Origin of the sequence: Streptomyces sp. NPDC087859, assembly GCF_044742595.1 — a bacterium.
Classification (GTDB): Bacteria; Actinomycetota; Actinomycetes; order Streptomycetales; family Streptomycetaceae; genus Streptomyces; species Streptomyces canus_F.
On the sequence record NZ_JBIUUU010000011.1, the window covers coordinates 324,783 to 349,273 of the forward strand.

General features: G+C 70.3%; 23 protein-coding genes. 14 read left to right on the forward strand and 9 right to left on the reverse strand.

Annotation, left to right across the window (positions count from 1 at the left end):
- The first annotated feature begins 39 nt into the window (after window positions 1–39).
- Complete coding sequence (locus tag ACIOHP_RS28015) at window positions 40–597, forward strand: ATP-binding protein (protein ID WP_401891789.1); 558 nt, start codon at window positions 40–42, stop codon at window positions 595–597.
- Here ACIOHP_RS28015 and ACIOHP_RS28020 read toward each other — a convergent pair.
- The 4 genes from ACIOHP_RS28020 to ACIOHP_RS28035 all read right to left on the reverse strand — a co-directional run bounded on the left by ACIOHP_RS28020 (window position 563) and on the right by ACIOHP_RS28035 (window position 5,420).
- Window positions 563–2,026 carry a cellulose binding domain-containing protein gene (locus tag ACIOHP_RS28020; protein WP_401891790.1) on the reverse strand — a complete coding sequence of 488 codons (1,464 nt, stop codon included), beginning with the start codon at window positions 2,024–2,026 and terminating at the stop codon, window positions 563–565. The genes ACIOHP_RS28015 and ACIOHP_RS28020 overlap by 35 nt on opposite strands.
- A gap of 252 nt (window positions 2,027–2,278) precedes the next feature.
- Window positions 2,279–3,598, reverse strand: coding sequence for a radical SAM protein (locus ACIOHP_RS28025; RefSeq protein ID WP_266886499.1), 1,320 nt, complete (start codon window positions 3,596–3,598; stop codon window positions 2,279–2,281).
- Between the two features lie 58 nt (window positions 3,599–3,656).
- Complete coding sequence (locus tag ACIOHP_RS28030; protein WP_401891792.1) at window positions 3,657–4,319, reverse strand: pyridoxamine 5'-phosphate oxidase family protein; 663 nt, start codon at window positions 4,317–4,319, stop codon at window positions 3,657–3,659.
- A 93-nt stretch (window positions 4,320–4,412) separates the two neighbouring features.
- A complete protein-coding gene (locus ACIOHP_RS28035; RefSeq protein ID WP_401891794.1) occupies window positions 4,413–5,420 on the reverse strand; it encodes a hydroxyacid dehydrogenase in 1,008 nt (335 codons plus the stop codon).
- 123 nt (window positions 5,421–5,543) lie between these two features.
- Here ACIOHP_RS28035 and ACIOHP_RS28040 point away from each other — a divergent pair, with 123 nt between their 5' ends.
- The 10 genes from ACIOHP_RS28040 (at window position 5,544) to ACIOHP_RS28085 (ending at window position 17,756) form a co-directional block, all read left to right on the forward strand.
- Complete coding sequence (locus tag ACIOHP_RS28040; protein WP_401891795.1) at window positions 5,544–6,797, forward strand: FAD-binding protein; 1,254 nt, start codon at window positions 5,544–5,546, stop codon at window positions 6,795–6,797.
- 114 nt (window positions 6,798–6,911) lie between these two features.
- Window positions 6,912–8,159, forward strand: a complete 1,248-nt coding sequence (locus ACIOHP_RS28045) for an ROK family transcriptional regulator (RefSeq protein WP_401891796.1) — start codon at window positions 6,912–6,914, stop codon at window positions 8,157–8,159.
- A 279-nt stretch (window positions 8,160–8,438) separates the two neighbouring features.
- Window positions 8,439–9,695 (forward strand): extracellular solute-binding protein, encoded by a 1,257-nt coding sequence (locus tag ACIOHP_RS28050; protein WP_361541722.1) that lies wholly within the window; start codon window positions 8,439–8,441, stop codon window positions 9,693–9,695.
- A gap of 20 nt (window positions 9,696–9,715) precedes the next feature.
- On the forward strand, window positions 9,716–10,681 hold the full coding sequence (locus tag ACIOHP_RS28055) for a sugar ABC transporter permease (protein ID WP_361482130.1): 966 nt from the start codon (window positions 9,716–9,718) through the stop codon (window positions 10,679–10,681).
- Complete coding sequence (locus ACIOHP_RS28060) at window positions 10,678–11,553, forward strand: carbohydrate ABC transporter permease (RefSeq protein ID WP_401891798.1); 876 nt, start codon at window positions 10,678–10,680, stop codon at window positions 11,551–11,553. The genes ACIOHP_RS28055 and ACIOHP_RS28060 overlap by 4 nt, the downstream gene beginning before the upstream one ends.
- 27 nt (window positions 11,554–11,580) lie before the next feature.
- Window positions 11,581–14,439: a glycoside hydrolase family 2 TIM barrel-domain containing protein gene (locus ACIOHP_RS28065; protein WP_401891799.1), complete on the forward strand. Its 2,859-nt coding sequence runs from the start codon at window positions 11,581–11,583 to the stop codon at window positions 14,437–14,439.
- 124 nt (window positions 14,440–14,563) lie between these two features.
- Window positions 14,564–15,559 (forward strand): ATP-binding cassette domain-containing protein, encoded by a 996-nt coding sequence (locus ACIOHP_RS28070; protein ID WP_266886517.1) that lies wholly within the window; start codon window positions 14,564–14,566, stop codon window positions 15,557–15,559.
- Window position 15,560: 1 nt separating this feature from the next.
- Window positions 15,561–16,364: an ABC-2 family transporter protein gene (locus ACIOHP_RS28075; protein WP_401891801.1), complete on the forward strand. Its 804-nt coding sequence runs from the start codon at window positions 15,561–15,563 to the stop codon at window positions 16,362–16,364.
- Entirely contained in the window at window positions 16,364–17,164 is an 801-nt protein-coding gene (locus ACIOHP_RS28080) for an ABC-2 family transporter protein (protein ID WP_361541740.1), read from the forward strand. Before ACIOHP_RS28075 ends, ACIOHP_RS28080 begins: the two co-directional genes overlap by 1 nt.
- Window positions 17,165–17,207: 43 nt before the next feature.
- The gene (locus ACIOHP_RS28085) at window positions 17,208–17,756 is read left to right on the forward strand and encodes a hypothetical protein (RefSeq protein WP_401891802.1); all 549 of its coding nucleotides are present in this window, start codon (window positions 17,208–17,210) and stop codon (window positions 17,754–17,756) included.
- 35 nt (window positions 17,757–17,791) lie between these two features.
- Here the strand turns inward: ACIOHP_RS28085 and ACIOHP_RS28090 are convergent, their stop codons facing one another.
- Together ACIOHP_RS28090 and ACIOHP_RS28095 are read right to left on the reverse strand one after the other, a co-directional pair.
- Window positions 17,792–19,114 carry an MFS transporter gene (locus tag ACIOHP_RS28090; RefSeq protein ID WP_401891804.1) on the reverse strand — a complete coding sequence of 441 codons (1,323 nt, stop codon included), beginning with the start codon at window positions 19,112–19,114 and terminating at the stop codon, window positions 17,792–17,794.
- A complete protein-coding gene (locus tag ACIOHP_RS28095) occupies window positions 19,111–19,710 on the reverse strand; it encodes an ArsR/SmtB family transcription factor (RefSeq protein ID WP_401891805.1) in 600 nt (199 codons plus the stop codon). Before ACIOHP_RS28095 ends, ACIOHP_RS28090 begins: the two co-directional genes overlap by 4 nt.
- 144 nt (window positions 19,711–19,854) lie before the next feature.
- On the opposite strand from ACIOHP_RS28095, the gene ACIOHP_RS28100 reads away from it, so the two are divergent.
- On the forward strand, window positions 19,855–21,174 hold the full coding sequence (locus ACIOHP_RS28100; RefSeq protein ID WP_401891807.1) for a jacalin-like lectin: 1,320 nt from the start codon (window positions 19,855–19,857) through the stop codon (window positions 21,172–21,174).
- Window positions 21,175–21,246: 72 nt separating this feature from the next.
- On the opposite strand, the gene ACIOHP_RS28105 is transcribed toward ACIOHP_RS28100, so the two are convergent.
- Window positions 21,247–21,969 carry a VOC family protein gene (locus ACIOHP_RS28105; RefSeq protein ID WP_401891808.1) on the reverse strand — a complete coding sequence of 241 codons (723 nt, stop codon included), beginning with the start codon at window positions 21,967–21,969 and terminating at the stop codon, window positions 21,247–21,249.
- 194 nt (window positions 21,970–22,163) lie between these two features.
- On the opposite strand from ACIOHP_RS28105, the gene ACIOHP_RS28110 reads away from it, so the two are divergent.
- Both ACIOHP_RS28110 and ACIOHP_RS28115 read left to right on the forward strand, forming a co-directional pair.
- A complete protein-coding gene (locus ACIOHP_RS28110) occupies window positions 22,164–22,748 on the forward strand; it encodes a TetR-like C-terminal domain-containing protein (protein WP_401891810.1) in 585 nt (194 codons plus the stop codon).
- Window positions 22,745–23,572, forward strand: coding sequence for an alpha/beta hydrolase (locus ACIOHP_RS28115; protein ID WP_361541761.1), 828 nt, complete (start codon window positions 22,745–22,747; stop codon window positions 23,570–23,572). Before ACIOHP_RS28110 ends, ACIOHP_RS28115 begins: the two co-directional genes overlap by 4 nt.
- On the opposite strand, the gene ACIOHP_RS28120 is transcribed toward ACIOHP_RS28115, so the two are convergent.
- Both ACIOHP_RS28120 and ACIOHP_RS28125 read right to left on the reverse strand, forming a co-directional pair.
- A complete protein-coding gene (locus tag ACIOHP_RS28120; RefSeq protein ID WP_401891812.1) occupies window positions 23,542–24,000 on the reverse strand; it encodes a hypothetical protein in 459 nt (152 codons plus the stop codon). The genes ACIOHP_RS28115 and ACIOHP_RS28120 overlap by 31 nt on opposite strands.
- A 58-nt stretch (window positions 24,001–24,058) precedes the next feature.
- The gene (locus tag ACIOHP_RS28125) at window positions 24,059–24,427 is read right to left on the reverse strand and encodes a VOC family protein (protein ID WP_401891814.1); all 369 of its coding nucleotides are present in this window, start codon (window positions 24,425–24,427) and stop codon (window positions 24,059–24,061) included.
- Between the last annotated feature and the right edge of the window lie 64 nt (window positions 24,428–24,491).

A 24,491-nucleotide genomic window follows, 5' to 3' on the forward strand; every position in this document is an offset into this window, starting at 1 on the left:
ATGGTGGAGGCCGAGCCGCAGGGGTGAAGGGAAGCGACCATGCCCGACGTCCGTCCGCCCGGTCTGTCCCTGGGCGGTGGCTGTACGACGATCCTGGGGCCCGGACGGTCCTCGGTCCGCCTCGCCAGGGCCGCCGTGCGGACCTGGCTGGCCGAGTACGGGCTCCAGGACCAGGCGGAGACCGCCGAACTGCTGGTCAGCGAACTCGCCACCAACGCGGTCGTGCACGCCCGGGGCCGCTATCGGCTCACCCTCTCCCTCACGGCCGGCCGGCTGCGCTGCACGGTCGCGGACGAGGGGCCCGGCCTGCCCGGGACACCCGGCGAGGGCTCCGACGCGGACAGCGAGAACGGGCGCGGCCTGCTGCTGGTCGACGCGCTCGCCGACCGGTGGGGCAGCGGGTGCGTCGAGGACGGCGTCGGCACGGAGGTGTGGTTCGAGCTGGAGGCCGCCGGTCCGGACGCGGCGCCCGGCGGGACGGGCCCGGCATCGGCGTCCGGGCCGAGGTGGTGCCTGCCCGACCGGGCCACGGTGCCGATACTGCTGCGTCCGACGGATGCCGTCAGGCCTTCGAGCAGCTGTGCCCGTTCAACGTGAAGGCGTACGCCGGGGAGTTCGTGCCCTGCCAGGACGCGAGGAAGCCGAAGGCGAGGTCGGCGCCCGCGCGCACGGACCTGTTGTAGTCCGCGGCGTCGGCGGTGACTCGGGAGCCGTCCTGGGCGTAGCTCGCGTCCCACATCTGGCCGACCTTCTGGCCGTCCTTGAAGGACCAGGCGACGCGCCAGTCGTCGAGGGCCTCGTCGGTGGTGACGGTGACGGTGGCCTGGAAGCCGTCGGGCCACTGGTTCACCAGCTCGTACCGGACCTCGCAGGTCGCCGACGCGCTCGTGGCGGGGTTCGGCTTCTTGTCGTCGTGGGCGGCGGAGGAGGTGGTGCCCTGGGGTTCGGGGTCGGGGTTCTTCCTCGCGGAGGTGCTGCCGGCCGCGGACGGTGTGGGCGAGGCCACCGGTCCGGAGGTCGCGGACGGCGAGGGCACGGTGACGCCGGGATCGGCCACCGGCTGCCGGTCGGTGGGGACCGCGGCCCCGTCGTCCATGGAGCCGCCCGCCGGCATCATCGAGACGGCGAGGGCCAGCAGTGAGACCAGTACGGCGGTGACGAGCAGTCCGCTGCGCACGACACGCGCCTTGTGGGCGCCGGGGTTCGGCGGACCGGCGTCGGCGGGTTCCGGGCGTCCGGCGCCCAGCCGCACCTCCGCGGCCCGGCGTCTGCGCTCCAGGTACGCGAGGCCGCCCCAGCCGATCACTCCGCCCGCGAGCGCCCCGGGCAGTCCGCCGCCGTGCAGCCGCAGACAGGCGGCGGCCTCGGCGCACTGCACGCAGGTGGCGAGATGCCGGGAGAGGTCCGCCGGGGTGTCGGCGGCGGTCGCGCGGGTGACCGCGTCGAGGAGGCGGGCGTAGCTGCGGCACTGCGGGGCCATCGGGGTGTCGAGGTGGTTGCGGTGACTGCGGTCCCGGAACAGGCCGCGCACCTGCGCGAGTTCCTCCGGCAGATGGGCCGGGTCCAGACCGAGCCTGCGGGCCACCACGGACAGCGGCAGCGCCTCCACCTCGGCCAGCCACAGCAGATCCGCGTCGTGCTCCTGCATGTCGCGCAGACCGCGCAGGGCGAGCGGGCGCTGCAACGGCGGGCCGGTGTAGCGTGCGGCCTTGTCCGAGTTGAGCCACAGGCGCAGGTCGGGATCGAGCCGATGGCCCTGGCCGGCGGTCTCCCACGCGGCGGCGGTCGTGCGTACGGCGGTCAGCAGCAAGGGGATCACGGGCAACCGGGGCGCACGGCGGCCCACGCCCTTGGCGGTGCCGTCGGTGCGGGCCTCGCGCATGCCGAGGGCGAACGCCTCCGTGGCCAGCTGGGTGGCCGCGGTGGATCCGGCCGTGCAGAGGTCGGCGTAGGAGAGCACGGCGTCCCAGCACTCGGTGAACAGCGCGGCCTCGGCGGCGTCCTGGGGGGTCGGCAGGTCGGGCATCGGACTCCTGCATCGAAAGCGAGGTCAACTCACCTTATTGGCAACGGAGTTGTGGGGAACCTCGCGGCAGTGCACGAGCTTTTCACGGCTTCCACACAACTGACAAGCTCACCATTCAAATCCGGTTACCAGGAGTTCGAGCCCGCCCACACCTCGTTGCCGCTGTTGCGCTTGTTACTCCTGAAGACATACGCAGAAAAGGCCCGGACGACTCGATCCGGACCCTGTCTGCTTCATCGGCTCTCGCCGCGACTACACCTCGGCGGGCTCCTGTGCCGGGAGGCTGTCCATGAAGGAGCTCACGGAGAAGACGGCGCGGCCGGGCCCGGGCTCGCCGTATCCGGGGGGCGAGGAGAGACCGAAGTCCTCCATCGTCTGGCGGTAGGCCTGCAGCAGCCGGATGTGGTACTCCAGCGGCGCGCCCTGCGGGTTGGCCTTGCCGAGCGGGGTGGTCGGCTCGGGGCACCAGGTGGTGAAGCGGGGCGTGATGCCCTGCGACATGAAGAAGCGCAGGCCCTCGGTGGTGGACGCGATGGCCTCGTCGACGGTCTTGAAGCCGAAGGGCTCGGCCATCTCCACGCCCGCCACGAAGTTGGGGATCACATTGCGCGCGCCGAAGATCTCCGCCGAGTCGAGGATCCGCTTGTGCCACTCGTCGCGGCCGACGTAGCGCTCCTTGCCGGGGCAGTGGAGCTTGAACAGGTACTCGTCCCACACCTCGTAGTTGGGGTGGTAGATCTGCACGCCGTAGTCCTTGAAGCGCTGCACGTCGTCGCGCGGCAGCGCCTGGGCGACGACCTTGCCGATCCAGCGGCCCGGGAAGCGCTCCTCGATGGCCTTGGCGTAGTGGCCGTAGAAATCGGCCTCGTCGCGTCCGGCGACCGTCTTGGTGATCGCGCCGCCGGTGAGGGTGTAGGCGGTGGAGGTCTTCGCGGTGTCGTACCGGTCGATGATCTCCAGAGCCTCGAGGACCTCCTCGACGTCCTTGACGCCCGTGTACGGGCGGCCGGCGGCCTTGTGCTGGCGCCAGTTGTGGTTGATGTCGCAGTACTGGCACTCCTCCTTGGCGCCGAAGTACTGGCAGACCCGGAAGACGGTCAGGTAGATGAGGTAGCCCCACTGGATGGTGGGGGCGACCTCCATGACGGACTTCCCGTTGGAGAGCTTGTGCTTGTAGTACTCCGGCATCGGCGGCACACCGACGTCGGCGATGCGCTTGCCGTCGAGGTAGAGGCCGAGCACACCCTCCTCGTCGGCGGCGACGCGGTACGGCGACGACGGGTTCACGCGTACGGAGACGACGGTGCGGCGCAGGTCGTACGGACCGCCCGTGAGGATGATCTCCTCCGGCGGCCGCCGCAGCGCGGCCTCACCGAGTTCGGGGAGGGTGCCGTGGTCGAAGGAGAAGATGAAGTACGACTTCGGCTTGACCTCACCACCCTCGTTGTCGCTGAGCGCGGACGGATCGAAGGCCACCCCGCCGCGCAGCAGGTCCTCCTTGAAGACGGCTTCCCGCGGTACGTGCGGGAATCGCTCCATCAGATCTTCGACCAGTGCGGTGCGGCTGCCCATCCGTAATCTCCTCCCGGCTCAGGCGTTCGACTCCTCACGTTATGCCCCCGCCCGCCCGTCACGTGTACCGGGTCCCCTCGCGTCGAGCGATGTGTTCCGGTACGGGCGTTTCATCCGGCAGTTCGGGATCAGCGAGGGGGGTGCCCCACACCGAGGTCAGCGGCAGGGTCCCGGCCCAGAGACCGAGCTCGGCATCGGGTCCGTCGCCGTCGTCCGGCGGGCCGCTGCGGATCTTGACCGAGGCCTCTTCGAGGGAGAGGGCGAGCAGAGTGGTGGCGGCGAGTTCCTTGCGGCTCGGGCTGCGGGCGTACGACCACTGCCCCGGGGTCGCGTGGTCGGTGAGCCGGCGCAGGCCCGCCAGCTTCTCCTCGGGGTCGGTGACCTTGCGGGCCTCGCCATGGATCATCGCGCTGCGGTAGTTCACGCCGTGCTCGAAGACGGACCGGGCGAGGACCAGCCCGTCGACGTGCGTGACCGTGACGCAGACGGGGGTGGCGCCGGAGAGACTGCGGCTCGCCACCGAGCCGTGCAGGTAGAGCTCCCGGTCGTCACGCCCGTAGACGGTCGGGACGACCAGCGGCCGGCCCTCGATCACCACGCCCAGGTGGCAGACGAAGCCCGCGTCGAGGATGGCGTTCAGGTCGGCGCGGTCGAGGCTGCCCTGGTCGCGCAGGCGGCGGTGGCGGGTGAGGTCGGTCTCGGGGAGCGGGTCGAGCGTCATGACGAGGGAAGCTACTGATATCGACGCCTTACCGCCAGACATTTATCGATATCCATAGCGAACGGCTTCCCAAACTGCGAAATCCGCACCTTCTCAGGCGCCGTACTCCAGCGCCGCCAGCTCCACCGGATAGGCCGGTCCGGCACCGGTCGCGAGCCGCTCCGCCTCCTCGGCCACCGCCGTGCCGAGCCGGGCCAGCTCGTTGCCCTGGGAGCCCGCGAGGTGCGGGGTGACGAAGGCGTTGGGGAGGTCGTAGAGGGGCGAGTCGGCGGAGAGCGGTTCGGGGTCGGTCACGTCGAGGACCGCGCTGAGGCGGCCGGTGCGAAGTTCGGCGACCAGGGCGTCGTGGTCGACCAGGCCACCGCGTGCGGTGTTGACGAGGACCGCCCCGTCGGGCATCAGGGACAACTCACGGCTGCCGATCAGGTGACGCGTCTCGGGGGTCTGAGGGGCGTGGATCGTGACGATCTGCGAACCCCGCAGCAGCTCGTCCAGCTCCAGCAGGGGCACGCCGAGTCGGGCCGCCTGCGCCTCGGTGACGTACGGGTCGGTGAGCGCGGGCCGCAGGTCGAAGGGGCGCAGGAGTTCCAGGACGCGGCGGCCGATGCGGGAGGCGCCGATGACGCCGACCCGGCGGCCGTGGTTGCCGATGCCGGGGACGATGCCCCAGCCGGGGTGGGCCCGCGAGGCGCGCAGTCGCTCACGGGCGACGAAGAGGTCCTTCCCGGCGAGGAGGATCATGGCGAGGGTGTACTCGGCGACAGGGACCGCGTTGGCGTCGGCGGCCGAGGAGACCTCGATGCCACGCCGCCAGATCTCCGGCGCGGCGAAGCCCTTGACGGAGCCGGCGGAGTGCAGGATCGCCCGCAGTCCGGGCATGGCGTCGAGGACCGTCGCGTCGATACGGGGGCAGCCCCAGCCCGTCACGAGGATCTCGGTGCGGGCCAGCGCCTCCTTGACGCGCGGGTCGGTGAAGTCCTCGGCCACGAGATCCGGGTCGATGTCCACCGCCTCCCGCAGCCGCTCCAGCACCTCCGACGGGAAGACATGGGGCAGGTTGGCGGCGGTCATGGCGAACAGCGCCTGCGGACGCTCGGGCAAGGTGGTGACCCCCGGTCGAGGAAACGGATAGAAACCGCTCTCTAAATTAGGTGGCGGCGGATGAGAGGGTCAACGCAGAGGCATGCCGGCGAGGGCCGGCGTTCCAGGGAAGGGACGACAGGGATGACGGAGACGGTCACCAACTGGGCGGGCAACATCACGTACGGAGCGAAGGAGCTGCACCGCCCGTACTCGCTCGACACGCTGAGTGCCCTCGTGGCCGGGAGCGCGAAGGTGCGGGTGCTGGGCAGCGGGCACTCCTTCAACGAGATCGCCGAACCGGGCCCCGACGGCGTCCTGCTGTCGATCGCCGGGCTCCCCGCGGTGATCGACGTGGACTCCGCGGCCCGCACGGTGCGGGTCGGGGGCGGCGTCCGGTACGCGGAGCTCGCCCGCGCGGTCCACGCCCAGGGGTTCGCGCTGCCCAACATGGCTTCGCTGCCGCACATCTCGGTGGCGGGGTCGGTCGCGACGGGGACGCACGGCTCGGGTGTGGGCAACGGCCCGCTGGGCTCGGCGGTGCGGGAGGTGGAGCTGGTCGTCGCCGACGGGTCGAGGGTGACGATCGGACGGGACGACGAGCGCTTCGGCGGTGCCGTGACCTCGCTCGGCGCCCTGGGTGTCGTCACCGCGCTCACCCTGGACCTGGAGCCGGCCTTCGATGTCGAGCAGCACGTCTTCACCGAACTGCCGCTGGAGGGGCTGGACTTCGAGACGTTCTCGGCGGTCATGTCGGCCGCGTACAGCGTCAGCCTCTTCACGGACTGGCGGGAGCCGGGCTTCCGTCAGGTGTGGCTGAAGCGGCGGGTGGATCAGCCACTCGACCAGTTCACCTGGGCCGCGCCCGCCACCGAGAAACTGCACCCGGTGCCGGGGATGCCCGCGGTCAACTGCACCGAGCAGTTCGGGGTGCCGGGACCCTGGCATGAGCGGCTGCCGCACTTCCGGGCGGAGTTCACACCGAGCAGCGGGGCGGAGCTGCAGTCGGAGTATCTGCTGCCGCGGCGGTATGCCGTCGAGGCGCTGTATGCCATCGACGGTATTCGGCAGACGGTCGCCGGTGCACTGCAGACCTGCGAGGTGCGTACGGTCGCCGCCGACGAGCAGTGGCTCAGCCCGTCGTACGGACGCGACACGGTGGCGCTGCACTTCACCTGGATCGAGGACACTGCGGCCGTCCTGCCGGTGGTGCGACGGCTGGAGGAGGTGCTCGACGGCTTCGGGCCGCGGCCGCACTGGGGGAAGGTGTTCACCACGCCGGGCGAGGTCCTGCGCGGCCGCTACCCCAGGCTGGACGACTTCCGGACGCTGGCGGGCGGCCTGGACCCTGAGGCAAAATTCGCCAACGCCTTCGTCCGGGACGTGCTCGCCGACTGACTTTATAAAGCCCCTTTCCTAACCCCTTGTCGAAAGTCCCCGGCAGCCCATAGCCTTGCGCCGCGCCGGTGCCGATGCCGTCCCGGCGAGAGCCGAAGGGACGGGGGCAACCCGGTGAAGCGCACCTCACGTGACATCCGCACCGCGAACCGCTACGAGGTGTTGCGCCAGATCATCGCCGCCTCACCCACCTCCCGGCAGGAGCTGGCGGCCGCCACCGGGCTGAGCCTGGCCACGGTCGCCACGCTCGTCGGCGAGCTGCTCGACCTCTCGATGATCACGGAGGTCGGGTTCGAGGACTCGGCGGGAGGCCGCCCCCGGGGACTCGTCGCGGTCAACGCGTCGGGGGGCGCGTTGATCGGCGTCGACATCGCGGAGACCTACGTCCATGTCGAGCTGTTCGACCTCGGACTGAACGTGCTGGCCCGCGCCGAGGAGGACGTCCGCCCGGGTGAGAGCCTGCCCGAGCAGGTCGTCGGCCATGTCGCCGCGGTCGTGGGCCAGGTGGTCGCGCAGGCCGGCATCGAGGGTGCCCGTGTCCTCGGCGTCGGGGTGAGTGTGCCGGGCCAGGTGGACCGGGACACCGGGTTCTGCGAGTACGCGCCCAACTGGGACTGGCACGACGTGCCGCTGCTCGATCTGCTCACCGAGCACATCGCCTACCCGCTGTACCTGGACAATCCGCTGCGCGCCTCCGCGGTGGCCGAGCTGTGGTTCGGGGCCGCGCGCGGACGCGGGAACGCCGTGGTGGTGAACCTCGGCACCGGTGTGGGCGCCGGGCTCGTGCTCGGCGGCGGACTGCACCGGGGGGTCAGCAACAGCGCCGGCGAGTGGGGCCACACCACGATCGTCCTGGACGGCCGGGTGTGCCGCTGCGGCAAGCACGGCTGTGTGGAGGCGTACGTCGGCGCGTCCGGGATCATGCTGAATCTGCGGGAGCTGAGTCCCGGCAGCCCGCTGCTGCACCCGGACGACCAGACGGCCACCATCGCCGCCCTGGCCGAGGGCCTGCGGCAGAACGATCCGGTGGCGGTCGGCACGCTCCGCGACACCGTCCGCTACCTCGGCGCCGGGATCGCCAATCTGGTCAACCTGTTCAACCCCGAGGTGATCGTGCTCAGCAGCTGGGTCGCGGCCGCCCTCGGCGAGCCCTTGGTCGAGGAGGTGCGCGAGGCCGTCGCCCGGCACGCGCTGCCCCGTCCGATGGCCGCCACCGAGATCGTCCTGTCCCCGATCCCCACGGATCCGGTGTGCCTGGGCGCGGCGACGTTCGCGCTCGAGGGCGCCCTCCAGTCGGTCGGCCAGAAGTCGCCGAAACGCAGCACCACGCCCGCGAGGGCCAAGACGCACAACCCGCGTTAGCCAGAGCCTGGTTCCGGCAGTGGGCCGTAGGGCCCGGAAGGCAGTAACCCGCAGTACCCGAAGGGGGGTTGCGGGCCGCTGGTGCGGCGGCCCGCGATCCGTGACGTCCGGAATCCCGAACGCTCCGCAACGCTTCGAACAGACTTCGTCCAACCCCTTGCCGAAGCCTTAGCCGAAGGTTAACGTCCCGCACCGCGACACCAATTGAGCCACCTGGCGCTGAGCCGCTTCAGGCACCGGGCGCAGAGCCGCAGCCGTACTCGAGACAAGGACGTCAGCATGTCGGCAATGAGCAACGTCAACTGGGACCGCCGTACCGTTCTCCGGGCCGCCATGGGTATGGCCGCCGCCGGCGGACTGGCCGCGTGCGGGGGCAACACCGGACGCAGCAGCTCCGGCGAGGGCCTCACGCAGTACTTCCACGCGTACGGCGAGGCGGGCACCGAGCAGGCCATCAAGCGGTACGCGAAGGCCTACAAGGAAGCCAACGTCACCACCCAGTGGATCACCGGCTCCAACTTCGAGAACAAGCTGTTCCCGGCTCTGCTCACCAAGAACGCGCCCGACGTCTTCGAGTTCCACCCGCAGCTCCAGATGGTGACGAGCGGCCAGGTGGCGGACCTGAGCGACATCATCAACCCGGTCAAGGACGACTTCAACCCGGCCGACATCGCCTCGCACACGGTCGACGGGAAGATATACGGCGTCCGGATGATCGACGACCCGCAGTTCTTCTACTACCGGCCCTCGCTCTTCGAGAAGGCCAAGGTCGAGGTCCCCCAGACGCTGGAGGAGCTGATCGAGGTCATCGACAAGCTCACCACGAGCAAGGTCAAGGGCGCCTTCCTCGGCAACGACATCACCCCCGTCCAGTCCCCGCTGATCTGGTCGGCCGGCGCGGACACCCTCAACGACAAGAACGAGATCGCCTACCACACGGACGCCGTGGCGGACGGTCTGAGCCAGCTGCGCAAGCTGTTCACCAGCGGCAACCTGCTCCTGGACGCCCCGGCCGACTGGTGGGACCCCTCGGCCTTCACCCAGGGCCTGACCGCGATCCAGTGGTGTGGCATGTGGGCCATGCCGGTGATCCAGAAGGCGCTCGGCGACGACGTCGGCGTCTTCCCCTTCCCGAAGGTCGGCGACTCCGGCAAGTTCTCGGTCACCAACGGCGGCTGGTCGATGTTCGTCAACGCCAAGAGCAAGAACCTCGACGCGGCCAAGGAATACGTCAAGTGGCTGTGGATCGACCAGAAGGAGTACCAGGAGGACTGGGCGCTGTCCTACGGCTTCCACATCCCGCCGCGCACCTCGATCGCGCAGTCGGCCACCAAGCTCAAGTCGGGTCTGCCGGCCGAGGGCGTCAAGCTCTTCAGCGAGTACGGGCACTTCGACAACATCGCCTGGACGCAGGCGATGATCGCCTCGGTGAACGACGTGATCGCCAACTCCGTGCGCAAGGGCGGCAGTCCGGAGGCCGCGCTCGACGCCTGCGACAAGAAGGTCAACGCAGAGCTCAAGAAGCTCTTCGGATAGGCCGGCGGGCGGACCTCGACATGTCGACCACCACCAAGCTCGACCTCACGGACGCCGCCCCGGCCAAGCCTGAAAAGGCGCGGCCGCGGCGGAGTCTGCGGGCCAACAGCACCCTCAACTTCTGGCTCTTCACCAGCCCCTTCCTGATCGGCCTGGTGATCTTCGTCTTCGTGCCGATGGGCTGGAGCATCTACCTCAGCTTCTTCGAGGCACGCTTCACCGTCTCGCCGAGCGAGTTCATCGGCCTCGACAACTACAAGGCGATCCTGGACAACCCGGACTTCACGGGGTCCCTGGTCACCTTCACCGTCTTCGCCGCGTTCATCGTGCCCACCACGTGGGCGCTCTCGCTGGGCCTGGCGCTGCTGGTGCACCGGCTGACGTTCATGAAGGCGTTCTTCCGGTCGGTGTTCTTCATCCCGACCGCGGTCTCCTACGTGGCCGCGGCGCTGATCTGGAAGATGTCCATCTTCAACGGCGTCCGCTTCGGTCTGGCGAACACCGTCATCGGCTGGTTCGGCGTCGACAACACCGCCTGGCTGGCCAACCCCGACCCGCCCTGGTACTGGCTGGTCATCGTGACGCTGCGGCTCTGGCTCCAGGCCGGCTTCTACATGATCCTGTTCCTGGCCGCGCTCCAGAACATCCCGGCGGAGCTCTACGAGGCCGCCTCGATCGACGGCGCCAAGCCGGGCTGGCAGACCTTCCGGTACATCACCCTGCCCCAGCTGCGGGCCACCTCGACCGCGGTGATCCTGCTGCTGCTGATCGCCGCCTACCAGGCCTTCGACGAGTTCTGGAACCTGCTCGGCAAGGCGACCTGGGGCCAGCCACCCCTCGTGGAGCTGTACAAGACGGCCCTCGGTGAGAGCCAGGACTACGGCCAGGGCAGCGCGGGCGCGGTCATCCTCACCGTCCTCATCCTGATCATCACGCTGTTCCAGGGCAAGATCATGGGCTTTGGAAGGGGTGAGGAGTCCAAGTGACCACCACCGCACCTGACGTCACGAAGACCCCCCGCAAGAAGCGCGGGGGCAAGGTCATCGGCAACACCGGGCTCTACATCGCCACCGGTGTCGCGGCCCTGCTCTTCCTGGTCCCGTTCTATCTGATCGTCCGCAACGCCCTGATGACGGACCCGGAGATCACGGGCGAGAACTGGAAGTGGCTCCCCACCGACATCCAGTGGGGCAACATCACCGAACCGTTCAACGACGAGACCGTCGACTTCGGCCGGGCCCTGTGGAACTCCTGGGTCGTCGCCGTCCTGCACACCAGCGGCATCCTGCTGATCTGCTCGCTCGCCGGCTACGGCCTCGCCCGCATCCCCTACCGGCACGCCAACAAGGTCTTCTACGGCGTCCTGGTCACCCTGATGATCCCGACGGCCGTCACCTTCGTGCCGAGCTTCGTGCTGGTGTCGTCGCTGGGCTGGGTGGACACCTACCGCGGTCTCATCATTCCGGGCCTGTTCAGTGGTTTCACCTGCTTCCTGTTCCGGCAGTACTTCCTGGGGTTCCCCAAGGAGCTGGAGGAGGCGGCGCGGGTGGACGGACTCTCGTACTGGGGGGCGTACTGGCGGGTCGTCGTGCCCAACTCGCTGAACTTCTTCGCGGCGATGGCCACGATCACGTTCATCAGCGGCTGGAACTCCTTCCTGTGGCCCCTGGTCATCGGCCAGGACCCGAGCTCCTGGACCATTCAGGTGGCCCTGTCCTCGTACATGACCAACCAGACCGTCAACTACCACCTGATCTTCATGGCCACGGCCATTTCCATCCTGCCCCTGCTGCTCGTGTTCCTCTTCCTCCAGCGCTGGCTGGTGCAGGGGATCGCGCAGACCGGCATCAAGGGCTGACGTTCTCTTCTCAAGACCTGGAGACCGATGTCTTTCCGCACCACCGCCGTCGACTACGTCGAGGACGTCTCACCCGGTAGCGGGGCCCTGCCGCCCCGCGCCTGGTACGCCGCCTCCGACGCGAAGGCGCTGTCGCTCAACGGCAGTTGGCGCCTGCGTGTCTCGGCGACCGTCGACGCCGAGGACGACTCGTTCGCCGAGGAGGGCTACGACGCCGGGGACTGGGCCGAGGTCCAGGTCCCCGGGCACTGGGTCCTCCAGGGGCACGGTTCGCCCATCTACACGAACCATCTGTACCCGTTCCCGGTGGACCCGCCGCACGTCCCGACCGAGAACCCGACCGGCGACCATCTGCGCGTCTTCGACCTTCCCGAGGGCTGGCCCGCGGACGGCGGCGCGGTGGTCCGCTTCGACGGCGTCGAGTCCTGCGCGCGGGTCTGGCTGAACGGCACGGACATCGGTGAGTTCAAGGGGTCGCGGCTGCCCCATGAGTTCGCGGTGGGGCATCTGCTGAAGCCGAAGGGCAACGTCCTCGCGGTCCGGGTCCACCAGTGGTCGGCCGGCTCCTACTTGGAGGACCAGGACCAGTGGTGGCTGCCCGGCATCTTCCGTGACGTCACGCTGCTGCACCGCCCGGCGGGCGGCGTCCTGGACTTCTTCGTGCACGCCGACTACGACCACGTCACAGGCGAGGGCACCCTGCGCGTCGACTCCGACGTCGACGGGCGGGTGACCGTGCCCGCCCTGGACATCGATGTCGCGACCGGCGAGTCGGTGACGGTCGCCGTGGAGCCGTGGAACGCCGAGACACCCCGGCTGTACGACGGCGAGCTGGTCACCGAGGGCGAGCGGGTCCCGCTGCGCATCGGCTTCCGCACGATCGTCCTGGAGGACGGTCTGCTCAAGGTCAACGGCGTGGCGATCCTCTTCAAGGGCGTCAACCGGCACGAGTGGCACCCCGCGAAGGGGCGCGCGCTCGACCTGGAGACCATGCGCGAGGACGTGCTGCTGATGAAGCGGCACAACCTCAACGCGGTGCGCACCTCCCACTACCCGCCGCACCCGGCCTTCCTGGACCTGTGCGACGAGTACGGCCTGTGGGTCATCGACGAGTGCGACCTGGAGACCCACGGCTTCACCGAGCAGGACTGGCGGGACAACCCGGTCGACGACGACCGCTGGACCCCGGCCCTTCTCGACCGCGCGGCCCGCATGGTCGAGCGCGACAAGAACCACCCCTCGATCGTCTTCTGGTCGCTGGGCAACGAGGCCGGCACCGGACGCGGCCTCACCGCGATGGCCGAGTGGATCCACGGCCGGGACTCCTCACGCCTCGTGCACTACGAGGGCGACTGGAACTGCCGCGACACGGACGTCTATTCGCGGATGTACGCCAACCACGCCGAGGTCGAGAGAATCGGCAAGGAGCTCGACGGCGGCACCCACAGGCGCCGTGAACTCCCCTTCATCCAGTGCGAGTACGCACACGCCATGGGTAACGGCCCCGGCGGACTCGCCGACTACCAGGAGCTGTTCGAGAAGCACGACCGGCTCCAGGGCGGCTTCATCTGGGAGTGGATCGACCACGGCATCGAGCACCCCGCGCTGGGCTACGCCTACGGCGGCGACTTCGGCGAGGAGCTGCACGACGGCAACTTCGTCTGCGACGGCCTGATCTTCCCCGACCGCACGCCCTCCCCCGGCCTGGTCGAGTACAAGAAGGTCATCGAGCCGGTCCGGATCGAGGGCGACGGCGCCGACGGCACCGTGCGGGTGACCAACAAGTACGACTTCGCCGACCTGTCGGCGCTGGCCTTCGAGTGGTCGTACCAGGTCGAGGGCGAGACGGTGGAGTCCGGCTCGCTGTCGGTGCCCGCGCTGAAGCCCGGTGAGACGGCCGACGTGAAGCTGCCGGAGCCGCCCGCGGACCACCGGGGCGCGGAGACGCGGTGGACCGTGCGGGCGCTGCTGGCGCAGGACACGTCCTGGGGGCCGGCGGGCCATGTGGTGGCGTGGGGCCAGTTCCCGGTCGCCGCCCGCCCGTCGCCGTCCGTCGCGCCCACCGAAGCGCCCGTGCGCGACGAGCGGCGGATCACGCTCGGCCCGGCCGTCTTCGACGCCCGTACCGGTGCGCTGCGGTCGGTCGGCGGGGTGCCGGTCGAGGGACTGCGCCTGGACGTGTGGCGGGCGACGACGGACAACGACGACGGCGCCGAGTGGGAGACGGACACCCGGTACGGGGTGCTGTGGCGGGGGCTCGGCCTGCACCGGATGCAGCACCGGCTGGACGCGGTGGAGCTGTCCGACGACGCGCTGACCGTGCGGACCCGGGTGTCCCCGGCCGCCCGCGAGGTGGGTCTGGCCACGGTGTACCGCTGGACCTCCGACGGCGACCGGCTGAAGCTGACGGTGTCCGTGGCGCCCGAGGGCGACTGGACGGTGCCGCTGCCCCGCCTGGGCATCCGGCTCGGGCTCGCCGAGGCGGACGCGGTGCGGTGGTTCGGCGGCGGTCCCGGAGAGGCGTATCCGGACAGCCGTCTGGCGTCGACCGTCGGCCGTTGGCAGTCGACGGTGGACGGTCTTCAGACGCCGTACGTGCGCCCGCAGGAGAACGGCGCCCGTGCCGACGTCCGCTGGGCGGAGATCGGCGGGCTGCGGATCGAGGGCGACCCGGAGTTCTGGTTCACCGCCCGCCGCTGGACGACCGAGCAGCTGGACGCGGCCACCCACCTCACCGACCTCACCCCCGGCAAGACGGTCTGGGTCAACCTCGACCACGGCCTGCACGGCCTCGGCTCGCAGTCCTGCGGACCGGGCCCGCTGCCGCGGTACCACCTGAAGGCGGAGCCGGCGCAGTTCTCGTTCGTGTTCTCGACCGCCAAGTAAGAGATCCGTTAATCGATTGACTGATTGATCGACATTCCGACACTGTCGGAACGTCGCCAGCGGCCGGTCGGCATCCTTGCCGACCGGCCGCGCTTCTGTTTGCGCACAGAGGAGTTGATGCCACTTGGTCGGCAGCATCGAGGTCCGCGGACTGTCCCGCACCTTCCACACCACCGTCCGCCGACCGGGCTTCACCGGCGCGGTCCGTTCCCTGGTCAACCCGGAGCGGGTCGCCAAACACGCCGTCACCGACATCACCTTCGACGTGTCCCCGGGCGAACTCCTCGCCCTGCTGGGTCCGAACGGTGCCGGCAAGTCCACCACCATCAAGATGCTCACCGGCATCCTCACCCCCACCGCCGGCCATGCCCGGGTCGCGGGTGTGGTGCCCTACGAGGAACGCGAGCGCAACGCCCGCAACATCGGCGCGGTGTTCGGGCAGCGCACCCAGCTGTGGTGGGACCTTCCCGTGCGGGAGTCGTTCGCGATCCTGCGGGACATCTACGAGGTGCCGAAGGCCGAACACGCCGCCCGCCTCAAGGAGTTCGACGACCTCCTGGACCTGTCGTCGTTCTGGGACACCCGGGTGCGCCACCTCTCGCTCGGCCAGCGCGTCCGCAGCGACCTCGCCGCCGCCCTGCTCCACGATCCGCCGGTCGTCTTCCTCGACGAGCCCACCATCGGCATGGACGTGGTCGTCAAGGAGCAGGTCCGGGAGTTCCTCAGGCACCAGGTCGAGGAGCGCGGCCGCACGGTCCTGCTCACCACCCACGACATGACGGAGGTCGAGCGGCTCGCCGAGCGGGTCGTCCTCGTCAACCACGGCCGGCTGGTCCTCGACGGCTCCCTCGACGAGATCCGCCGCAAGTTCGGCTCGACCTGGCAGGTGCGGGCCACCCTCGCCGACCCGCACGCCGAGATCGTCCCGCTGCCGGGCATCACGCTGCTCCAGCAGACGGGCCCGCGCCTGGTGTTCGGCCCGGACGGCGTCGACGCGCCGACCGTGCACCAGGCACTGAAGGCCGTCATCGAGCGGTACGAGGTGACGGACATCGCGCTCGACGAGGCGGACCTCGAGGACGTGATGCGGGCCGCCTACGTCCATGCGGAAGGGGTCTGACATGGCGGCGATCCACGCCTGGCGGGCCGCCCGCGTCACTCCCCTCGGCGAACTGCACACCCCGCCCCGTATGACGGCCGCCCTGCTCCGTCTGACCGTGCAGATCGTGCTGGTGGCGTCCCTGTGGCACGGCCTGTACCAGAACACCGGCACCACGGCCGGACTCGACCGCGACCAGGCGGTGACCTACGCGGTCCTGGCCGTACTGGCCTCCCGGCTGCGGGAGCTGGACCAGTACGCGGGCCGCGACACCGTCCTGCAGCACATGCACTTCGGCACGATCATCTACTGGTACCTGCGCCCGCTGAAGCCCCAGCGGTACTACGCCCTGCGCGCGTTCGGCGAGCAGCTCTACGGCCTTGCCTGGGCGCTGGGCGGATACGCGGTCTGTCTGGCGCTCGGGGTCGTCGAGCCGCCCGGATCCGTGGCCGTGGCGGGGGTGTTCGCGCTCAGCCTGCTGCTGGGCCAGTGGGTCCTGTACTACGTCATGCTCGTCATCGACCAGCTGTGCTTCTGGACCCTGCGCAACGGCGCCGCGATGCTCATCCTGATCTTCGCGCAGAACCTCCTGGCGGGTGTGTACGCGCCGCTGTGGTTCTTCCCCGACTGGTTCATCACGTTGAGCACGTTCCTGCCGTTCCAGGCGACGCTGAGCGTGCCCCTGTCGATCTACATCGGCCGGATCGAACTGTCCGACGCCGCGCTCCAGTTGGCGATCCAGGCCGCCTGGGTCCTCGCGCTGGCCCTGTTCACCCGTCTGCTGTGGCGGCGGGCCGCCCGCCGTGTCGTCTCCCAGGGAGGCTGATGCCTGTGAACGCCGTCCGGATCGCGTGGCGCATCACGCGTCTCAACTTCCGTGCCCAGCTGGAGTACCGCTCCGAGTTCCTGATGATGATCGCGATCGGCGCGGTCTGGCAGGTGTCGGTGATCGTGTTCGCGACGGTGCTGCTGACCCGGTTCACCGGGATGGGCGGCTGGGACAGCTCGGACGTGCTGCTGATCCCGGCGACCCGGATGCTGGCGCACGGCCTGTTCGTGCTGTTCCTCGGCCGGGTGCACGGTCTGGGCCGGCACATCCAGGAGGGAGTCATCGACACCTATCTGGTCCGCCCGATGCCGGTCTACCGCCAGCTCCAGCTCTCCTACTTCCCGACCAACGCGATCGGCGACCTGACGGTGGCCGCGGGCCTGATGGCGGGCGCGCTCAGCCGCAGCGACCTGGACTGGACGGCGGGCCGGATCTCGTACCTGGTCGTGGCCGTGCTCGGCGGACTGCTCCTGGAGGCGGCCCTGTTCACGGTGGTGGCCTGCGCGTCGCTGCGTTTCCCGGCCGCCGACTACTGGGGGCGCTGGCTGGAGGAGCTCCTCGGCACCTTCGGCAGCTACCCGCTCAACGTGCTGCCGAGGGCGGTGGGCGGACTCCTGACGTACGGCCTCCCGCTCGCGTTCGTCGCCTACTTCCCGACCGCCGTGCTCACCGGCCACGACACCGGCGTCCCGTACTGGCTGGCCGCGGCCTCGCCGCTGCTGGGGGCGCTGGCCTACCTCGGGTCGCGCCGGCTGTGGCACGTCAGCCTCAAGCACTACACCGGGGTCAACGGATGACGGGGCCGCAGGTGGTCCTGGCCGGAAGCTAGGCTCGGGCGCGATGGACGAGCGAGAGGAACGGGTGCGGGCGTACGCCGCCGAGGGGGTCGTCTGGTCCCGGCTCGCCGGGCTGCTGCCGGGCGCCGAGGACGTGGATCTGATCCAGGGGTGCTGGGACATCGGCGAGCAGGAGGGGGGCCTCTTCCAGCTGGTGGACCGGCTGTTCGAGCTCGAGCTGTCCGTGGACGACTCGGCACGGGCCGAGCTCGCGGCGATGGCCTCGCAGTGGGCGGTGTGGGACCAGCTCGCCACGGACATCGTCGACCTGCCCGGTTCTCGGGGGCAGTTGCGGGTGCTCGAGGGCTTGGAGCCGGTCGACAAGGACGGCATGGCGCTGGTGCCGTGGATGCGGTGCGAGGGCTGCGGCCGCGTCCTCGCCATGGAGCATCGGTACGAGTCGTGGGGCGCCCTGTCGTTCCAGCCCGTGTCGTACGTCGTGTCCGTGCCCGACGGCACGCTCCTGGGGTTCGACAACGAGAAGGAGGGTGCCGTGTGGCGCGCGTTGGACGCGTTGACGGCACCCTGCCGGGTGGCGGCCGCGGGCGGGTGACTTCCCGGTGGCGGCGGGGACACGGCGAGGCCGGCCTACACGGGCTCGTCCAGGGGGCTCAACCCGCCGCTCCGAACGGGCTGTTCGGCCGGGAGGTCCGCCAGGGAGCGGATCCCTGGTATCGGCGACGGCAGCAGCCACAGCACCGACAGCACCCCGCCGACGGCGACCGTGACGAGGGTCGCGCGCAGCCCGAAGGTCGTGGCGAGCGCCCCTCCGGTCAGTGCGCCGAGGGGACGTACTCCGTAGTTGACGGTGCCGAACGCCCCGGTCACGCGACTGCGCAGAGCGTCCGGAGTCACCGCGGTCTGCAGGGAGTTGAGGTTGACGTCGAACCACATCACCCCGAGGCCCACCAGGAAGTAGGCGCCGCCCAGGCACCCCGCGGCGGCCCACGCCGGTCCGCCGGCGACCGCGGCGAGGGCGTAGGGCGCCGGGAACAGTACGGCCCCCACGGCGACCGCGCGCCCGACTCCGATACGGCGGGACAGCCGGGGCGCGGTCAGGGCGCCGACGAGAGAGCCGGTCGCCCCGACGCCGAGGGTCAGTCCGATGGCTCCCGGCGAGAGGTGGAGGACCCGGTCCGCGAACAGCACCACGAGGCCGGTGCCCGCCAGGAACGTGAAGAAGTTGACGGTCGTGCAGCAGCCGAGGCTCGCCCGCAGCACCGGGTGCCGGACGACGAACGCCAGACCCTCGCGGGCGTCGCGCAGCAGCGCGGGCACGGCGGCGCCGGTGCGGGTCGCGGGCGCCGGTTCGTCGACCCTGATCCGGCCGAGCAGCAGGGCGGAGGCGAGGAAGGACAGGGCGTCCACGACGACGGTGACCGGTGCGCCGATCGCCTGCACGAGACCGCCGCCGACCGCGCGGCCGGCGACGAACGAGGCGGAACGGGCGGCGCTGAACTTGCTGTTGGCGTCGACGTACGAGGAAGGCGGCACCAGCCGCGCGAACAGCGGCTGCCACGCACAGCCGGCCACCACGCCCGCGAGGCCGGTCAACAACGCCACCGCGTACAACTGGCCGAGCGTGACCGTGCCCCACAGGTAGGCGGCGGGCAGCGACAGCAGCACGCCCGCCCGCACGAGGTCGGTGACGATCAGCAGCCGCCGTTTGCGCCTGCGGCCGTCGACCCAGGCGCCCAGCACGATCCCGAGCAGGTTGGGCGCCCAGGCGAGTGCGGTCAGCAAGGCGACCTGCGCGGCCGAGGCGTCCAGAAGGCTGACGGCGATCAGCGGGACCGCCACCTCGGAGACCCGGTCGCCGAACTGGGAGACGGCCCCGCTGGTCCACGTGAGCCGGAAGCGACGGTCGCGCCACAGGGAGGTCTCGGAGACCGATATCCGCGGGCGCCTCACTCCGGCGCCCCGGACTCCTCGTCCGCCGCCTCCGGCAGGGCGTACAGAAGCATCCGCACGGCCCGGCCGTCCGGCGGCTGCTGTGCGGGCTCGCGGGTGACGTAGGGGGCGAGGAGCTCCTCCATCGCGTCCTTGAGCGCGGCCAGTTCCCCGGCGGTGACGACGATGCCGGTGTTGTTGGACATCGCGGCGCCCATCCACTCCGGCTCCAGGCGCGGCGCGGTCTCGGTCAGCCAGCGCATCGGCAGCTCCGCGCGGCTCGCGAACATCTCGCCGGCGAGCACCTGGGCGGCCGCCCGGCCCTCCTCGTCCGGCGGCACCTCGAACCGGTACCCGCGCGCCACGGCCTCCCAGCGCCGCTCGCGCCGGTCCGCTCCAGACTCAGCGTCCCGGACCAGTCCGAAGCCCGCGAGATGGCGCAGATGCCAGCTGGTGACGGACGGGGTGGCCCCCACGTGCGGGGACAGCTGGGTGGCCGTGGCGGGCCCGTACCGCTGCAACCGCTCCAGGGCCGCGAGCCGTACGGGGTGGGCCAGCGCGCGCATGGCCTTCGGGTCGGTGATCTCCAAGTCGCCGAAGCGATTGCCGGAATCCATGACGTGAGAGTGTCCTCTCACAAAGTATGAGAGTCAACTCTCATGACTCTCACTGTTTCCCCAACTGCCCTTGCCCGCCACACTGGTTGCCGTCGAACCTGAGCACCGTTCACCTTCTGCCCCACCTTTCGACCGGAGCCCCCCATGAGAAGACTCCTCGGCACCCTCGCGGCCGCCGCGCTGGCCGTCACCGGCCTCGCGGGCACCGGCGCCACGCCCGCGGCCGCGGCGACCAGCGGCTCGTTCAACGTGCTGACGTACAACGTCGCCGGCCTCCCGGAGGGCCTGAGTTCCGGCAACCCGGAGACCAACACCCCGCTGATCTCAACTCGGTTGGGGGCGTACGACATCGTCAACGTCCAGGAGGACTTCAATTACCACGCGGCCCTGTACGCAGGCGACAACCACCCGTACCGCACCGCGACCAGCGGCGGCGTGCCGTTCGGTGACGGTCTCAACACCCTCTCGGACCATGCATTCGAGGACTTCGAGCGGGTGAAGTGGAACAACTGCACCGGCACCAACTGCCTGACGCCGAAGGGCTTCTCGCTCGCCCGGGTCCGGCTCGCCGAGGGGGTCTTCGTCGACCTCTACAACGTCCACACCAACGCGGACGACACCGCCGACGCGCTCGCCGCCCGGCGTGCCAACATCACGCAGCTGTCGGACTTCATCCGGGCGAACTCCTCGGGCAACGCGGTGATCGTCATGGGCGACACGAACACGCGTTACACCCGCAGCGGTGACAACATCCGCACCCTCGCCGACGAGAACGGCCTCACGGACGCGTGGGTGCAGCTGGCGAAGGGCGGCGTCCGGCCCACCCAGGGAGCGGACGCGCTGGTCTGCCCCACGACGGCGCCGCCGAACGGCTGCGAGGTGGTGGACAAGGTGCTCTACCGCGGCAGTGACCTGCTGTCCCTGAACGCCACCCGCTACCAGAACGCGTGGGCCTCGTTCCTCGACCCGGCGGGCGCCAACCTCTCCGACCACTTCCCGCACACGGTCGACTTCTCGTACACCCTCGACTCCTCCCTGCGGGCGAGCGACTTCTTCGGCGGCCCGCACGGCACGGCGTACAACGACGCCGACGACCTGCCCTCCACGGTGTCCCCCCGCACGCTGACCCTCCGCGGCGGCACCCGCCTCGACGCGGTGTCCCTGACCCACGACGGCGGTACGACGCTGAGCCACGGCGGCACGGGCGGCACCGCGTCGTCACTGACCCTGGCGTCCGGTGAGCATCTCAGGTCCGTGAAGCTGACACAAGGTCAGAAGGACGGCCGTACCCGGATCTTCTCGGCCGCCTTCACCACCGACAAGGGCCGCACCCTCTCCTCCGGTACGGCGACGTCCGACACGAAGACCTTCACGGCACCCTCCGGCTGGCAGATCGCCGGGTTCACCGGACGGTCGGGCACCGAGATCGACAAGCTGGGCGTGCTGTACGCACCGATCAGCTAGGCGCGGCCGTTCCGCAGGGTGCGCCCGGCCGTCGGGATCCACGCCGACCGGGCGCACCGGCGTCGGGCCGTACTACCGGCGCGTCAGCACGCAGAACTCGTTGCCGTCGGGGTCGAGCATCTCGACCCGGCCCGTCTCGCCCGGGTCGGTGTCGGCGAGTTCGGCGCCGAGGGCGAGGAGCCGCTCGACCTCTGTCCGCTGGTCACCGCCGACGGGTGGCGCGAGGTCGAAGTGCAGTCGGTTGCGGCCCGCCTTCGGGGCGACCGGCGGGCCGCCCCAGGTGATCTTCGTACCGCCGTGCGGCGACTGGATCGCGGTCTCCTCGTCCTGGTCCCAGACCAGCGGCCAGCCCAGCGCCTCGCTCCAGAAGTACCCGACGGCCTGCGAACCGTCGCAGGCCAGCGCTCCGATGAACCCGGTGTCGGCGAGGAACTTGTTGCCCGCCGGGATCACACAGAACTCGTTGCCCTCGGGGTCGGCGAGCACCACGTGCCCCTCCTCCGGGAGTTGGCCGACATCGATGTGCCGCGCGCCGAGACGCAGCGCCCGGTCCACCGTCTCCCGCTGTTGCTCCGGGAAGGCGCTCGTCAGGTCGAAGTGCATCTGGTTCTGGCCGACCTTCTTCTCCTGGGCCGGAAGGAAGCGGAGCCGGAACCCGTACCCCTCGGAGGGCAGCAGCGCGATTCCGTCGCGCGGGTCGTCGATCAGCTCCCGCCCCAGGACACCGGACCAGAATCCCGCGAGACTCCGTGGCTCACTCGCACCGAAACACATCGCGAACAGTTGACAAGTCATAGCCCCGCGCATCCCCGATCCGCTGCCCGGCCACTGCCGACAGGACGCCTCGCCGACTCCCCGGGGCGGAAGCCTAGGGGCGAGCCGGCATCACGCGCAGCCCAATATTCGACGGACCTTGATGTACTAGCATGAGACCTAGACACCCTAGGTTTTGACATAGCCCAGGTTTCCCTTCGGCACCCCGGAGCCCCATGGCCCGCGCAGGAATCACCCCCGACCGTCTCACCGCGGCCGCCGCCGACCTCGCCGACGAGGTCGGGTTCGAGAGCGTCACCCTCTCCGCGCTGGCGCGGCGCTTCGGGGTGAAGGACGCGAGTCTGTACTCGCACGTCAGGAATCTTCAGGAGCTGCGGACCCGTGTCGCGCTGCTCGCCGGGGGCGAGATGATCGACCGGATCGCCGTCGCCGTGGCGGGGCGGGCCGGGAAGGACGCGCTGGCCGCGTTCGCCGGGGCCTACCGGGAGTACGCGCTGGAGTGCCCGGGGCGGTACGCCGCCACCCAGATCCGTATCGACCAGGCCCTCGTCGCCGACTCCCCCGGCCTCCGCCGCACCGCCGAGATCACCTACGGCATGCTCCGCGCCTACGGCCTCGAGGAACCCGACCTCACCGACGCCGTACGCCTGCTGCGCAGCACCTTCCACGGCTACTGCGCGCTGGAGGCGAGCGGCAGTTTCGGCGCCCCCCGAGACGTACAGAAGTCCTGGAAACGCACCATCGACGCCCTGCACGTCCTGCTGCAGAACTGGCCCCGCGAGGAGAGCGAAGAAGAGTGACCGACCTCTACTACGACGTCCACGGCACCGGTCCCGTGCTGCTGATCATCCCCGGCGGAGCGGGCCATCCCATGGGGCTCGGTCCGCTGACCGAGGCACTCGCCGACCGGTTCACCGTCGTCGTCCTCGACCCGCTCGGCCTGGCCCACGGCCGGCTCGGCTCGCCCGTCGACGACCAGCGCGTCGAGGACTGGAGCGACAGCGCCCGGCGGGTCCTCGACAGCGTCCTTCCCGACGGCGACACCGCCTACGCCCTCGGCACCAGCGCCGGCGCCGTCGTCGCCCTCGACCTGCTCGCCCGCCACCCTGAGCGGTTGCGGCACGTCGTCGCGCACGAGCCGCCGTGTGTGGGCGTACTCCCGGACGGGCACCGGCACCGGGCCATGTTCCGGGAGGTGGTCGACACCTACCGCACGGCCGGGCTGCGAGCTGCCGCCGCGCGGATGACCGCCGGGCTCACCGACCAGCCCACCCCGGCTACAGAGACGCCCCTGGTGGGTCAACCCCTCACCCGTGAGGAGGAGTTGGGCAACCCCATGGCACTTTCCCTCGCACACGTCCTCGCCCCGTTCACCTCCTACGACCCCGATCTCACCGCCCTGGCCTCCGCCCCCCTCACCCTCGCCGCCGGCACCGACTCGCGCGGCCAACTCCTGTACCGCACCGCTGAGTTCACCGCCCGGCAGACCGGGGCCGCCTTCGCCGAATTTCCCGGCGGACACCTCGGCGTCGCCCAGCATCCCGACGCCTTCGCCGAACATCTCGTCGGAGTGGTGGGGTTCGGCGAACGCGGTCACGACAGGTCGCCCACCGCGTCCGCGTAGTACGTCGATTCCTTGAGGTGGAGGGCGAGTTCACGGAAGTTCCAGCCCTCGCCCGGGGAGTCGTCGAGTTCGGCCTCGGTGAGCGCGTCGAGGCGGGCGGACCAGATCCGGGCCAGTCGGTCCAGGCGGCTTCGGGCCTCGTCCAGGTCCTCCTGGGTGAAGGGCGCCAGGTCCGCCCCGGTCGTGATCGCCGAGGCGTGCCAGTGGTCCGGCCGGGGGTCCGTGCCCGCCAGCCGGGCCTCCATTTCCGCGAGATGGTCGACGAGGTGATCGGCGACCCGGCGGATCACCTTGTGCGGGGTGTAGACACGGCCGTCGGTCTCGTACAGCCTGCCGTCCCAGGTGGTCCAGGTCGCGGCCAGGGCGAGGACGTGGTCGACCATCCCGGTGACGGCCCGGGCGGGGGTTTCCCGCGGGTTCTCGGTCATACCGGCACGCTAGAAGCGTGTCGGTTCGGTGCCCGCCGAAGTGTCCCCGAGGGGCCCGCTACGCTCCGCGCTCCCCCGCACTGCGCTCCACACAGAACTCGTTCCCCTCCGGATCGGCCAGCACCGCCCATCCCGTACCGTCCGGCTTGCGCTGGTCGTCGAAGAGCTTGGCGCCCAGCCCGAGCAGCCGCTCGACCTCCTCGTCGCGCGTACGGTCCTGCGGCTGGATGTCGAAGTGGATCCGGTTCTTGGCCGTCTTGGGCTCCGGCACGGTCACGAAGAGCAGACCCGCGGCCTCGATCAGCGCCTCCTCGTCGCCGGGGTGGTCGTCCTCGTGCAGCGGCAGGCCGAGGACCTGGGACCAGAAGCCGCCGAGGGCGTAGGCGTCGGCGCAGTCGATCGTCGTATGACGGATGGCGGAAGTCATACGGCGGATTCTTGTCCAGTGCCTTCGCGGAGATCAATGCGCTTTTCGAAGAGATCGACGCGCG

Bases quoted from the DNA above. Each gene is read 5' to 3' on its own strand.
- ACIOHP_RS28110 (WP_401891810.1), top strand. From the start codon at position 22,164: ATGGCCCGCGCAGGAATCACCCCCGACCGTCTCACCGCGGCCGCCGCC.
- ACIOHP_RS28025 (WP_266886499.1), bottom strand. From the start codon at position 3,598: ATGGGCAGCCGCACCGCACTGGTCGAAGATCTGATGGAGCGATTCCCG.
- ACIOHP_RS28095 (WP_401891805.1), bottom strand. From the start codon at position 19,710: ATGGATTCCGGCAATCGCTTCGGCGACTTGGAGATCACCGACCCGAAG.
- ACIOHP_RS28050 (WP_361541722.1), top strand. From the start codon at position 8,439: ATGTCGGCAATGAGCAACGTCAACTGGGACCGCCGTACCGTTCTCCGG.
- ACIOHP_RS28100 (WP_401891807.1), top strand. From the start codon at position 19,855: ATGAGAAGACTCCTCGGCACCCTCGCGGCCGCCGCGCTGGCCGTCACC.
- ACIOHP_RS28020 (WP_401891790.1), bottom strand. From the start codon at position 2,026: ATGCCCGACCTGCCGACCCCCCAGGACGCCGCCGAGGCCGCGCTGTTC.
- ACIOHP_RS28030 (WP_401891792.1), bottom strand. From the start codon at position 4,319: ATGACGCTCGACCCGCTCCCCGAGACCGACCTCACCCGCCACCGCCGC.
- ACIOHP_RS28015 (WP_401891789.1), top strand. From the start codon at position 40: ATGCCCGACGTCCGTCCGCCCGGTCTGTCCCTGGGCGGTGGCTGTACG.
- ACIOHP_RS28080 (WP_361541740.1), top strand. From the start codon at position 16,364: ATGCCTGTGAACGCCGTCCGGATCGCGTGGCGCATCACGCGTCTCAAC.
- ACIOHP_RS28085 (WP_401891802.1), top strand. From the start codon at position 17,208: ATGGACGAGCGAGAGGAACGGGTGCGGGCGTACGCCGCCGAGGGGGTC.
- ACIOHP_RS28105 (WP_401891808.1), bottom strand. From the start codon at position 21,969: ATGACTTGTCAACTGTTCGCGATGTGTTTCGGTGCGAGTGAGCCACGG.
- ACIOHP_RS28075 (WP_401891801.1), top strand. From the start codon at position 15,561: ATGGCGGCGATCCACGCCTGGCGGGCCGCCCGCGTCACTCCCCTCGGC.
- ACIOHP_RS28065 (WP_401891799.1), top strand. From the start codon at position 11,581: ATGTCTTTCCGCACCACCGCCGTCGACTACGTCGAGGACGTCTCACCC.
- ACIOHP_RS28040 (WP_401891795.1), top strand. From the start codon at position 5,544: ATGACGGAGACGGTCACCAACTGGGCGGGCAACATCACGTACGGAGCG.
- ACIOHP_RS28125 (WP_401891814.1), bottom strand. From the start codon at position 24,427: ATGACTTCCGCCATCCGTCATACGACGATCGACTGCGCCGACGCCTAC.
- ACIOHP_RS28055 (WP_361482130.1), top strand. From the start codon at position 9,716: ATGTCGACCACCACCAAGCTCGACCTCACGGACGCCGCCCCGGCCAAG.
- ACIOHP_RS28120 (WP_401891812.1), bottom strand. From the start codon at position 24,000: ATGACCGAGAACCCGCGGGAAACCCCCGCCCGGGCCGTCACCGGGATG.